Raw genomic sequence first — 11,735 nt, forward strand, 5'->3', positions numbered from 1 at the left:
AAACGAAGAATCCCCGGCCGCATGGACCGGGGATTCTTCACTTGGTGCAGAAGGTTACTTCTCTTCTGCTGCTGCCTTCTTCGCGGCGCGAGTCGCTGCGGCCTTCTTGGCTGCTGCGGAGCGAGCGGCCTTCTTGGCCTCTTCGTCTGCGTCGCCTTCGGCTGCTGCGGTCTTCTTCGCCGGAGCCTTCTTGGCTGCGGGCTTCTCGGAATCCTCAGCCTGTGCTGCCGCCTTCTTCGCGGGGGCCTTCTTGGGCTTCTCTTCGACTGCCGATGCCTCAGCCTCAGGTGCCTCATCGCCCTCGTCGTCGGTGTCTACCGCGACGAATGCGCCGAGGTCGACAGCCTTGCCAGCCTTATCAACAACCTTGGTCTTGCCAAGCGCAACCGCGAGCGCCTTGTTGCGGGTGACCTCAGCAAGGATGACCTGGAGCTGGTTGCCCTGGCTGATCGCCTGGAGGAACTGCGTGGGCTCCATGCCGTACTGCTGAGCCGACTGGTAGATGTAGTCGGAAAGTTCGGCCTGCGTCGGGGTGACGTTCTCCTGCTCGGAGATCGCGTCGAGGAGGAGTTCCATCTGGATCTGCTTCTCGCTGGCGACGCGAACCTCTGCGCGGTGCTCGTCGTCCTCGAGACGACCCTCACCCTCGAGGTGACGGTGCACCTCTTCTTCAACGAGCTCTTCCGAGATGGGGATCTCGGCCTGCTCGATGAGCGTCTCGGTGAAGAGATCGCGTGCCTGACGGCCCTGTGCGAAGACCGAAGCCTGCGACACCTGCTCCTTGAGGCTCTCGCGAAGCTCAGCGATGGTGTCGAACTCGCTCGCGAGCTGCGCGAACTCGTCGTCTGCCTCGGGGAGCTCGCGCTCCTTGACAGCGGTGAGCGTGAGCTCTACCTCGGCGTCCTGGCCCTCGTACTCGCCGCCGAGCAGCTGCGAGGTGAAGTTCGTGGTCTCGCCAGCGGTGAGCGTCTCGACTGCCTCGTCGGTGCCCTGCAGCAGGTTGCCAGCGCCGACCTCGTAGGAGACACCGCTTGCCTGGTCGACCTCGACGCCGTCAACCTTTGCGGTGAGGTCGAGCTCGACGAAATCGCCGGTCTTCGCGGGGCGGTCGACGGTCACCAGGGTGCCGAACCGCTCGCGGAGGCTGGTGAGCTCAGCTTCAATCGCGCTCTCGTCGATCTCTGCCTCGTCAACGACGAGCTCCATGCCGTCGTAGTTGGGCAGGGTGAACTCGGGGCGCACCTCAACCTCGAAGAGGAGAACGAGTTCGCTCTTCTCGTCGGCGGCAACCGGCATCTTCCGATATCAGCCGAGGGGCGGCCCATCGGGCTGACGCCAGCCTCAGCAACCGCTGCCTGGTAGAAGTCATCGAGTGAGTGGTTGACTGCCTCAGAGATGACCGAATCGCGACCGAACCGCTGATCGATGATCTGTGCGGGGGCCTTGCCCTTGCGGAAGCCGGGAATCGAAACCTGCTCAGCGATCGACTTGTACGCGTTCTTCAGGTAGGGAGCAAGCTCGTCCTGCGTGACGGTAACGGTCAGCTTGGAGCGGGTCGGTGTGAGCTTCTCAGCTTTCGTCTTCGGCAATTTGGCCTCTCATCGTCGGATAAATGCTGCAATCAGCCTGTGTCGGGCCAAACGACCCTTGTCGGGGCGACAGGATTCGAACCTGCGACCTCCCGCTCCCAAAGCGGGCGCTCTAGCCAAGCTGAGCTACGCCCCGAGACTCTTCGTCTCGCATTGCGCCTCGAGTGCGCAACCTGACCAATCCTAGTCCAAACCGGAGGCATTCAGCACGCCGGGCAGAATCTCGGCCGTGTTTCCGTTGAAAAACCGCGGAAAATCGCCAAATTGGCTCGCCCGCGCGCCGGCCGAGGAAGTGTCTCGAAGTGACATGCCTGTGCGTTTCCTGGCTAGGGCCTGCTGGTGCGCGTTGCCAAACAAGGCGTTGGGCCAGGCTCGCTCCGTGGGCCTGTGGCGGTTCGGTGGGGTCTCGCGTAGGATCTTGACTATGCAGTCAAGTACAACCTCAACCACACCCGAGAGCCCATCCACAGCGGGCGCGCAGTCAGCGACGACGCCTTTTCCTCCCCTGCTGTTGCTCGGCGACGCCGACGCAGTCGGAACGTGTGATCTCGAAGGGAACTGCTCCTGATGGCCGGCGCAGCGTTTGGCCAGACGACGCAGCCCATGATCGTCGATATCTGGAGCGACATCGCGTGCCCGTTCTGCTACCTCGGAGACACGCATCTCGCACTGGCGCTCGAGCGTTTCCCGCATCGCGGGAGCGTTGAGGTGCGCTATCACAGCTACCTCCTCATGCCCGAGCTCGCGGCCGACACCAAGATTGGCATGAACGAGCTGCTGGCTTCGAAGCGCGGCATGCCGCCGGAGCAGGCCGCAGCGATGAGCACGCAGATCGCCGAGCGGGGCGCGGCCGTGGGCCTCGAGTACCGCATGCAAGACGCGATCGCGACGAACACCCGGGCGGCGCATCGGCTGTCACACTTCGCTGCCACTCGCGGAAAGCAGCACGAGATGATGATCCGACTGTTTGAGGCCTACTTCGCAGAGGGCCAGTTCGTCGGCGATTACGAAGTGCTCGCGAACCTCGCCGCGGAGGTCGGTCTCGACCGCGCAGAGGCGCTCGCCGCGCTTGAGTCTGGCGCTCACGAGACGGAAGTCGATGCGGACCTCGCGCAGGCCCAGCAGCTGCAGATCACCGGCGTGCCGTTCTTCGTGTTCGACGGAAAGTACGCCGTGTCCGGGGCCCAGCCGGTCGAGGGCTTCGTCCAGGCGCTCGAGACGGCGTGGAGCACGCGCTCGGACGGCGCGCACTCAGGGAGCGCGGCCGCCGCGCGATGAGCCAACGAACTGAGCCGGCGGCCCAGCCGCTGCGGGCGGACGCACAACGCAACATCGCAACCATTCGGCGCGCGGCACTCGACGTCTTCCGCGAGCGCGGCCTGGGTACCGCGCTCGACGAGGTAGCGCGCACCGCTGGCGTCAGCAAGGGCACGATCTACCACCGCTTCGGTGGCAGAGTCGGGCTCATCGACGCCGTCGTTGAAGAGCTCGTCGGTGAGCGGATCGAGGCGATCCTGGCGGAGGTCGAGGCGCTGTCGTCTCCGGGGGAACGGCTCGAGGGGTATCTCCGCCGGATGTGGCAGCTGCAGTTCGAGGAGCCGGCCGTCAACGACGTGCTGCTGCGCAGCCAGCCAGACTCCGCGGCGCTCGCCGCGCTCTGCGCGCGCGCGAGCGCCTTCGGGGCGGGCCTCCTGGCCGCTGCTCAGGCCGACGGCTACACGCGGCCCGACATCACCGCAGAGGATCTCTACTTGCTCATTTGGGAACGCGGCATCATCGCGAGGGCCTGCTCCGAGCAGGGCTACGAGGAGTTCGCTCGCCGCTACGGGTTCGTGCTCGCAGGCCTCCGAGGCTAGTCGCCGCCCCGGCGCACTGCAGTGCAGGCGGCGAGGCGCCGGGTTGCCGTGGGAAGACAACACCCCCTCACCGTGCGGTGAGAGGGTGTTGGGTTGGAGGGGACGGTGGGAATCGAACCGACATCATCAGCCTGGAAGGCCGACGCTCTACCATTGAGCTACATCCCCGAGGGGCTTACACGGAGGGGATGACGGGAATCGAACCCGCGTAATCAGTTTGGAAGACTGAGGCTCTACCATTGAGCTACATCCCCGGACCACCGAGGTGGTCTGGCGCTTTACGCGACTCATCGAGCATACTGCATTCGCCACCCTCGCGGCGAACGCGGCACGCCATCGGCGCGTCACGCCCGCTGGCTGTTCGGCCTAGGTCGCGGTCGCTGCCCGGTGGTTCTCCGTGTACTGGAGATAGACCTCGGAGTTGAGCCGCACGGCCTCCCGGTCAGAGTCCCGCAGTTCGCGCACAACCCTGGCAGGCACGCCCGCGACGAGCGAATGGGGTGGGATTACCATACCCTGCGGCACGAGAGCGCCCGCGGCAACGAGGGATCCCTCCCCCACGACAGCCTCGTTGAGTACCGTGGCGCTCATGCCGATCAGGCACCCGTTCTCGACGGTCGCGCCGTGCACGACGGCGTTGTGCCCCATGGAGACGTCGTCGCCGATGGTCGTTGCCTGGCCGACGAACGTGTGGATGACGACGCCGTCCTGCAGGTTTGTGCGTTCGCCGATGTGGATCGCGTCAGAGTCGCCGCGCACCACGGCGTTGTACCAGATGCTCGATCCGGCACCAATGGTGACTTTCCCGACGACGATGGAACCGGGCGCGAGCCACGCGCTCTCGTGCACCTCGGGCGCGCCGTACGGCTCGACACTAATGATTCGTCCATGGTGGTTTGTCATTACACCCTCCTTTGGGTAAACAAAAAGGCCCTTACTCAATAGTAAGGGCCTAGCTGCTCCCCCGGTTGGGCTCGAACCAACGACATCCTGATTAACAGTCAAGCGCTCTGCCAGCTGAGCTACAGGGGATCATTGCCGCAGCAACTCGACTAGCGTACCAAGCCTTTTGTGGCGGTTGCAAATCCAGTGCGCACGGCGAGTCTATTCTTCGGCGATTTCGTCGTATGCGGTCGATCGGAGGGCATCAGCGAGCTGCCGAACGTAGTCGTGCTCGGTGCGTCGGAAGATCGTGTTGATCTCTCCGCGGCCCACAATCTTGCCCTGCTGCAGGACGATGACTTCCTCCGCCAGCGCCTCGAGCATGCCGATGTCGTGGCTCACGAGCACCATCGATGCGCTGGTGCGCTGTCGGTACCACTTGAGCAATTCGACGATCTTCGGTCGGTTGTTCGCATCGACCCCGAGCGTCGGCTCGTCCACGATCAGTACCGCCGGGTCGAGCATGAGCGATCGCATCACTGCGACACGCTGCCGCTGGCCCTTCGAGAGTTCGTAGGGAAACTCCTGCAGCTTGGCAAGCGGCAGCCCGACGATGTCCATCATCTCGGCCACGAGCTCACCGAGCGGCTCGCGGTCGAAGTTTCGCACGCGTTCAACAATGGGCTCGAAGAGCACGTCGCCGACGTTGAGCTCTGGGGTCAGCGTCGCCCCCGCGTCCTGGGCCAGGTGGCCCAGGTATGCGGTGAGGCGTGACCGGCTGCGTCGCGAGAGGCGTTCGAGCGGCACATCGAGGGCGCGAGCGTCGCCGCCCGCCGCTTTGATCCGCGCGTTCTTGTCGCCGTCGGTGGCCCGTCCCGCGAGATATCTCGTGAGCGTGGACTTGCCCGATCCGCTCTCGCCGAGCACGGCAAGAACGCCGCCGCGTGGTAACTCGACGCTCACCCCCTCTACGGCCTGGAAGGCCCGCCCACCGGCGTGTGCCGGATAGCGCAGGGAAAGATCTGAGGTGTAGAGAACGGGATCTGCCTCGAGGTTTGGATGTGCCACAAACACACCTTACTAGTCGTTGCGGAGACCCCGCCTGGCATGTTCGAGCGCTGCGAGCTGCTCCTGCACGCGACGCGAAGCCTCACTCGTTGAGTCTCCGATGCGTTGCATTCGGGCGAGCAGCTCTTGCTTGAGGGAGACAAGATCCCGGTCAAGCAAAGAAATCACGACCTCACGAGCGTACTCAGGCAGCAGTGCTGGGTCGCGCTGCGGCATCGAAGCTATTGCGAGCTCGCGTACGAGTCCCTGGTGCGTCTGTGGGGTCGCTTCGAGGATCGATTCGATCCAGGAGTCGCCGAGGCTTGGCAGCGCCGTCTGGAGCGCGTCACGCACGACGCGGAGGTTCGGCTCGGTGACCTGGGCGGTCACGGCCTGGGACAACAATTCGGGACCCACTGCGGGGCCCTGCTGGATCATCGCCATGAGGGCGTCCCGCTCGAGCCACACTGCCGGGTCACGCCGGAGGGTCGCCAGCGAGGCCTTCGGGCGCTCGGGCTCGCGTTCCAGATCGGGGCCCGGCCCCGCGTAGTCAGGCTCAGGCGGCGCCTGGCGTGTGTTCCGCACGGCATGCTGCACTTCGCGGAGATCAAGCCCGAGCATCCGGGCAAGCTCGCGAGTGTAGCCCGGTCGCATTCCCGGGTCTTTGATGCCCGCAACGATTGGAGCAGCCTGCCGGAGCGCGGAGACGCGCCCCTCGACGGAATTCAGGTCGAAGCGGGCGATCGCCTGCTTCAGAGCGAACTCAAACAGCGGCACCTTCTTGTCGAAAAGCTCATGCACCGCTTCGTCGCCCTTGTGCAGGCGAAGGTCGGCTGGATCGTAGCCGTCGGGAGCCACCGCCGCGTAGGTTTGCGCGGTGAAGCGCTGCTCCTCGCCGAAGGCACGCAGCGCGGCCTTCTGGCCAGCCTCATCGGGGTCGAACGTGAAGATGACTTCCGCGGCAGCGTCGTCACCCATGACGCGTCGAAGCATCGAGATGTGGTCCTTGCCGAAAGCGGTGCCACAGGTGGCGATCGCATCCTCGACGCCGGCGAGGTGGCACGCCATGACGTCGGTGTACCCCTCGACGATGACCGCCCTGCGGCCGCGTGAGATCGCCTTCTTGGCGAGGTCGAGTCCGTAAAGCACCCGGGACTTGTGGTAGACCGGCGTCTCGGGCGTGTTCAGGTATTTGGGTCCGTTGTCGTCGTCGTAGAGCTTGCGCGCGCCGAAGCCGAGGGTCTGTCCACTGGTGTCGCGGATCGGCCACACCACTCGGCCCCTAAAGCGGTCGTAGATACCGCGCTGGCCCTCGGAGACCAGTCCAGCCTGCACCAGCTCCTGTGGCGTGTAGCCGAGCTTGCGCAGGTGCCCCGTGAGGCCGTCCCAGCCACGCGGCGCGTAGCCCACGCCAAACAGTTCCCACGATGCTTCGTCAAAGCCGCGCTGTGCAAGGAACGTCCGCGCCGTTGTCGCTTCTTCGCTCATGAGCTGGCCGCGGTAAAACTCACTTGCGGCCTGGTTCGCGGCGAGCAGCCGGGTGCGGTTGGGCCCTTCTTCGCGCCGTTCAAACCCCTCTTCGTAGGTAAGAACGTAGTTGATGCGCGCCGCGAGCCGCTCGACGGCCTCGGCGAACGACAGGTGATCCATCTTCTGCACGAAACTAATCGCGTCACCTGATTCGCTGCAGCCGAAGCAGTGGAAGTATCCGAGGGTCGGGCGTACGTGGAAGCTCGGGCTTCGCTCGTCGTGGAACGGGCACAGGCCCTTCATCGAATCGATGCCGGCACTCTTCAGCGCCACATAATCACCAACGAGGTCGCCGATGTTTGTACGCCGCTTCACTTCCTCGACGTCACTCGCCTTAATCCGCCCCGCCATAGCGCTCAGTCTACTCGGCGTCGGCAGGCACAGCCCGCCGCGTCACACGAACCGAAACAGCGGCGCGGGGAACGCGACTCGCACACGGGCCGGGTGCACCGCGTGCGGGCTACACAAGCGGCACCTCACAGAGTCGGCGGTGCCAGGAGATCGCAGATTGGTCGGTGAGCGAGGCGACTTGGTCCACGATGACGCGCTTCGCGGCGGCTTCGTCGCCCGCTGCCGCAAAGTCCGCCTGGAAGGCGGGTTCGAGGTCGGCATCCTGCGATGCCCAGAGCGTTTCGAGGAGCTCACTCAGCAACTCCCGCTGCCTGCGGTACGTGGGTTGCCTGCGGCCGCTCGCCATCACAAAGGCCGCGACGATGCCCTTGAGCACGGCGATCTCGGCGTGGATCTCCTGCGGCACCACGAGGCTCGCGCCGTACCGGGTGAGTTGAGCCTGGTCGGCCGACGCCATGGTGGCTGCGATGGCCGCCCGTGCGAAGTGTCCGATCATGTCGCTCGTGAAGTTCTTGAGCTGCGCCTGGTGCTGGCGCGAGCCATCCCACCTGGTCAACCAGTTCGGCGTCGCGGCAATACGGTCGTAGGCCTGCGAGAGCTCGTCGAGCGTGAAGTCACCGCCCGCCCATTCGGCGACATCCGCGATGAGCGAGTCGTGGCCGGAGCGACTCGTGAGGATCAGCGGGTCGATGTGATCGCTGACGATCGCATCCTCGAAATCGTGCACGGAATACGCGATGTCGTCGGAGAGATCCATCGTCTGCGCTTCGGCGCACTTCACGCGAGCGGGCGCACCCTGGCGCATCCAATGGAACACCTCTGCGTCATCGGCGTAGTAGCCGAACTTCGCGCTGCCCGCTGGCGCCTCATCCCGGCTCCACGGGTACTTGCAGCTCGCGTCGAGCGTCGCACGCGTGAGATTCAGCCCCGCACTCGCCCCGGTCTCGGTGAAGCGCTTCGCTTCGAGCCGGGTCAGGATCCTGAGCGTCTGCGCGTTCCCCTCAAACCCACCGGCGTCCTTCGCCCACTCGGCGAGCGCTCGCTCGCCGTTGTGCCCGAACGGCGGGTGGCCGAGGTCGTGGGTGAGGCAGGCCGCGTCGACGACGTCGCTGTCGAGACCGAGCGACGCGGCGAGCTCGCGGCCGATCTGCGCAACCTCGAGCGAGTGCGTCAGCCGGTTGCGGGCGAAGTCGATGCCCGCGGTCGGGCTGAGTACCTGCGTCTTCGCGGCGAGCTTGCGCAGCCCCGAGGAGTGGATCACGCGGGCGCGGTCGCGCTCGAAGTCGCTCCGCACGCCGCTGTGGATCTCTGGCACAAAACGCTCGACATCCGCGTCGCGGTACTCGCCGCGGGCGGGCTGGCTGCCGCCGAGTCCCGGGATCCGCACCGCGCTATCCACCGGAGTCGTCACGCTCAGCCTCGGCGAGCTCGGCGTAGTCGATGTGCGCGCTGTCGCGCGAGTTCAGCCAGCCATCGGGCAGCTTCGGCTGCTTCGGGCTGCCGGCGCGACCACGCTGGCCCTCGGCACCGATGCCCGGGTACGGCAGCGAGGCATCCATGGTCTCGTAGATCTCGTCGAGCTGCTCGAGTGACTCAACCGCTGCGAGGGCGCGACGAGTGTCGCCGCCGACCCCGTAGCCCTTGTAATACCAGGCGACGTGCTTGCGAATATCGCGGCAGGCGCGCGCCTCGTCGCCGTCGAAGAACTCGACGAGCAGTTCGGTGTGGCGGCGCATCGCCTCCATCACGAAGCCGAGACCTGGCTTTGCGATCGCTGCCGTCGCAGCTTCCTGAGTGATCTCACCCTGCTCGGCCTTGAACGCCGCCGCGAGATCGCCGAAGAGCCAGGGCCTGCCGAGGCAGCCGCGGCCGACGACAACGCCGTCGCAGCCGGTCTCGTGCACCATCCGGATCGCGTCCTCCGCCGCCCAGATGTCACCGTTGCCGAGGATCGGCACGCTCGTGATCGCCTGCTTGAGCTCAGCGATCGCGCCCCAGTCGGCGGTGCCCGAGTAGAACTCGTTCGCGGTGCGGCCGTGCAGCGCAATTGCTGCGACGCCCGCGCCCTCGGCTGCGCGTGCGGCATCGAGGAACGTGAGGTGATCCGCATCGATGCCCTTGCGCATCTTCACCGTGAGCGGGATATCACCCGCGGCCTGTACCGCGCCTTCGACGATCGCCTGGAACAGGTCACTCTTCCACGGCAGCGCGGCTCCCCCGCCCTTGCGGGTGACCTTGGGGACCGGGCAGCCGAAGTTCAGGTCGATGTGGTCGGCGAGATCCTGGTCGACGAGGAAGCGAACGGCCTCCGCGACGGTCTTCGGGTCGACACCGTACAGCTGGATCGAGCGCGGTGTTTCGCTCTCGTGATGCTTGATCAGGCGTAGCGAGGCTGGTGTGCGTTCAACGAGCGCACGGCTCGTAATCATCTCGCTGACGTACAGGCCAGCGCCGTACTCGCGGCAGAGCCTGCGGAAGGCGGTGTTCGTGATGCCGGCCATCGGGGCGAGAACGACGGGCACGTCGAGTTCGAGCGGGCCGATCTTCAAGCGAGATCCGGGAAGCGTGGAGGTAGTCATGACCCGTCTATTCTCGCAGATCAGCGGCCCCTCGGCTGCTCAGCGCTTCGAGGGGTTGTCGACCGCTCCGCCGAAGCGCCGATCGCGATCGTGATAGATCTGGATCGCCTCCCAGAGATCCCTCCTGGAGAAGTCTGGCCAGAGCTGATCAAGGAACACCATTTCGGCGTAGGCCGACTGCCAGAGCATGAAGTTACTCGTGCGCTGCTCGCCCGAACTGCGGATGAACAGATCCACGTTCGGGAGCTCCGGAACGTAGAGGTGTTTCTCGATGACACGCTCGGAAATGCCGTTCGGCGAGAGCCGACCGGCGGCAACCTCTGCCGCGATACGGCGCATGGCGTCTGTGATCTCGTTGCGCCCGCCGTAGTTTACGCACATCGTCAGGGTTAGACCCGTGTTGTTCGCGGTGTACGCCTCGGCGGTCTTCAGCTCCTTGATGACCGAGCCCCAGAGCCGCGGACGGCGGCCGGCCCATCGCATGCGCACGTTCCACGAGTTCAGTTGCTCGCGGCGCCGGCGCAGCACGTCACGGTTGAAGCCCATGAGGAACCGCACTTCGTCAGGCGAGCGCCGCCAGTTCTCAGTTGAGAACGCGTACACGCTGAGGTGGGTGACCCCGGCTTGGATCGCTCCAGCGACGACGTCGAGCAGCACCTGCTCCCCCATCCGGTGCCCCTCCACCCGGGGCAGGCCGCGCTGGTTCGCCCAACGCCCATTGCCGTCCATGACGATTGCGACGTGCTTGGGCGCGGCGCCAGTAAACGTGGGGGGCTGTTCCCCGGTCCAGTCGATGGGGACAAGCTTCTCTGGGGCGAGTGACATGTGATCGATTCTAGAGCTGCGGCATGGTGAAGGAGCGCAGGCCGCGCTCAAGGTGCCACTGTGTGTATGCCGCCGCAATGCCGGCGGCCTGTCCGCGTTCCCGCTCGCCGCTTGCGAGCGTCGCCTCCCAGTTTCCGGCGAGCAAGGCCCGCAGCAGGTCGATACTCGATGGGTCGAGCCGCGGCGAGCCGGCTGGGCGGCACACGTCGCAGACGACCCCGCCGAGTTGGACAGAGATTGCCGTGTGCGGGCCTCGTGCGCCACAGCGGACGCAATCGTCGAAGCCCGGCGTCCAGCCGGCGGCCGCCATCGCACGGAGCAGATAGCCGTCGCGGATGAGCTCCGGCGGGATGTTCCCGGCAGCGAGGGTGCGTAGCGCGCCGACGAGCAGGGCGTAGAGCTCACGTGACGGCCCGCCTTCGGCAAGCCGATCGGCGGTTTCAACCATGACGCTTCCGGCGCGATAGCGATCGTAGTCGGAGGTAATCTGCGGCCCGTATGCACCCAGCGTGGACGCCTGCGTGATCGTGTCAAGGGTGCGTCCCTCGTAGCACTGGATGTCGGCGACCATGAATGGCTCGAGCCGTGCACCAAACTTCGAGGAGGTGCGTCTGACGCCCTTGGCAACTGCCCGCAGCACGCCGCGCCCGCCGGTGAGCAACGTCACGATACGGTCGGCCTCGCCCAGCTTCTGGGTGCGCAGCACGACACCTTGTTCACGGTAGAGAGGCACGCCCCTATTATCGCGCACGCCCCCGACATCCCGCTGTGGGGTGGTGGGGCGCGCGGGTGTTGCAGGGCTGCTCCTGGGGCGACTGGGGCGCATGACTCGCGCGGGCTCGGCCCACACCGTCTCTTCCGACCCGAGTATTCCTTTGCGATGGTTCTGGGGCCTGCAGAAGGCTCGGAGAGGAAAATTCGGGTCGGGCAGGACCCAGCGAGCGCGGCGCCGCCGGAACCACTGGCGCCGCCGGAATCACCGGAAGACACCAACAACGAGGTGCGCCGCCCACACCGTGGGAACTACGGAAGCCACCCGGCCGCACGAATCTGCCCGACAGGGCAAGGGTGGCGAA

9 protein-coding genes, 4 tRNA genes and 1 pseudogene are annotated in these 11,735 nt (G+C 65.8%); 2 read left to right on the forward strand and 12 right to left on the reverse strand.

What is annotated here, in order from left to right; all coding sequences use genetic code 11:
* Positions 1-54: 54 nt before the first annotated feature.
* Positions 55-1,589 (reverse strand): annotated as a pseudogene (gene tig / locus AUL38_RS15490) (trigger factor).
* 61 nt (positions 1,590-1,650) lie between these two features.
* Positions 1,651-1,725: transfer RNA gene (locus tag AUL38_RS15495), tRNA-Pro, on the reverse strand.
* Between the two features lie 431 nt (positions 1,726-2,156).
* Here AUL38_RS15495 and AUL38_RS15505 point away from each other — a divergent pair.
* Both AUL38_RS15505 and AUL38_RS15510 read left to right on the forward strand, forming a co-directional pair.
* Positions 2,157-2,867: a DsbA family oxidoreductase gene (locus AUL38_RS15505; protein WP_059063532.1), complete on the forward strand. Its 711-nt coding sequence runs from the start codon at positions 2,157-2,159 to the stop codon at positions 2,865-2,867.
* Positions 2,864-3,445 (forward strand): TetR/AcrR family transcriptional regulator, encoded by a 582-nt coding sequence (locus AUL38_RS15510; RefSeq protein WP_059063546.1) that lies wholly within the window; start codon positions 2,864-2,866, stop codon positions 3,443-3,445. Before AUL38_RS15505 ends, AUL38_RS15510 begins: the two co-directional genes overlap by 4 nt.
* A 94-nt stretch (positions 3,446-3,539) precedes the next feature.
* On the opposite strand, the gene AUL38_RS15515 is transcribed toward AUL38_RS15510, so the two are convergent.
* The 10 genes from AUL38_RS15515 to recO form a co-directional block, all read right to left on the reverse strand.
* A tRNA-Gly gene (locus AUL38_RS15515) sits at positions 3,540-3,613 on the reverse strand.
* 15 nt (positions 3,614-3,628) lie between these two features.
* Positions 3,629-3,699: transfer RNA gene (locus AUL38_RS15520), tRNA-Gly, on the reverse strand.
* A gap of 112 nt (positions 3,700-3,811) precedes the next feature.
* Complete coding sequence (locus AUL38_RS15525; protein ID WP_059063534.1) at positions 3,812-4,348, reverse strand: gamma carbonic anhydrase family protein; 537 nt, start codon at positions 4,346-4,348, stop codon at positions 3,812-3,814.
* A gap of 56 nt (positions 4,349-4,404) precedes the next feature.
* Positions 4,405-4,477, reverse strand: a tRNA-Asn gene (locus AUL38_RS15530).
* A gap of 72 nt (positions 4,478-4,549) precedes the next feature.
* The gene (locus AUL38_RS15535) at positions 4,550-5,395 is read right to left on the reverse strand and encodes an ATP-binding cassette domain-containing protein (RefSeq protein WP_059063536.1); all 846 of its coding nucleotides are present in this window, start codon (positions 5,393-5,395) and stop codon (positions 4,550-4,552) included.
* A 12-nt stretch (positions 5,396-5,407) separates the two neighbouring features.
* Positions 5,408-7,255, reverse strand: a complete 1,848-nt coding sequence (dnaG, locus tag AUL38_RS15540) for a DNA primase (RefSeq protein ID WP_059063538.1) — start codon at positions 7,253-7,255, stop codon at positions 5,408-5,410.
* Between the two features lie 109 nt (positions 7,256-7,364).
* Positions 7,365-8,654, reverse strand: coding sequence for a deoxyguanosinetriphosphate triphosphohydrolase (locus AUL38_RS15545; RefSeq protein WP_369795328.1), 1,290 nt, complete (start codon positions 8,652-8,654; stop codon positions 7,365-7,367).
* Positions 8,647-9,834 (reverse strand): tRNA dihydrouridine synthase DusB, encoded by a 1,188-nt coding sequence (gene dusB / locus AUL38_RS15550; RefSeq protein WP_059063540.1) that lies wholly within the window; start codon positions 9,832-9,834, stop codon positions 8,647-8,649. Before dusB ends, AUL38_RS15545 begins: the two co-directional genes overlap by 8 nt.
* 39 nt (positions 9,835-9,873) lie before the next feature.
* The gene (locus tag AUL38_RS15555) at positions 9,874-10,659 is read right to left on the reverse strand and encodes an isoprenyl transferase (RefSeq protein WP_059063542.1); all 786 of its coding nucleotides are present in this window, start codon (positions 10,657-10,659) and stop codon (positions 9,874-9,876) included.
* A gap of 10 nt (positions 10,660-10,669) precedes the next feature.
* Positions 10,670-11,392: a DNA repair protein RecO gene (recO, locus tag AUL38_RS15560; protein ID WP_059063544.1), complete on the reverse strand. Its 723-nt coding sequence runs from the start codon at positions 11,390-11,392 to the stop codon at positions 10,670-10,672.
* Between the last annotated feature and the right edge of the window lie 343 nt (positions 11,393-11,735).

It is taken from the genome of Leucobacter sp. G161, assembly GCF_001482305.1.
Taxonomy (GTDB): Bacteria; Actinomycetota; Actinomycetes; order Actinomycetales; family Microbacteriaceae; genus Leucobacter.

Coding starts and splice junctions, on each gene's coding strand:
- AUL38_RS15505 (WP_059063532.1), top strand. CDS start 2,157: ATGGCCGGCGCAGCGTTTGGCCAGACGACGCAGCCCATGATCGTCGAT.
- AUL38_RS15510 (WP_059063546.1), top strand. CDS start 2,864: ATGAGCCAACGAACTGAGCCGGCGGCCCAGCCGCTGCGGGCGGACGCA.
- AUL38_RS15525 (WP_059063534.1), bottom strand. CDS start 4,348: ATGACAAACCACCATGGACGAATCATTAGTGTCGAGCCGTACGGCGCG.
- dnaG (WP_059063538.1), bottom strand. CDS start 7,255: ATGGCGGGGCGGATTAAGGCGAGTGACGTCGAGGAAGTGAAGCGGCGT.
- dusB (WP_059063540.1), bottom strand. CDS start 9,834: ATGACTACCTCCACGCTTCCCGGATCTCGCTTGAAGATCGGCCCGCTC.
- AUL38_RS15555 (WP_059063542.1), bottom strand. CDS start 10,659: ATGTCACTCGCCCCAGAGAAGCTTGTCCCCATCGACTGGACCGGGGAA.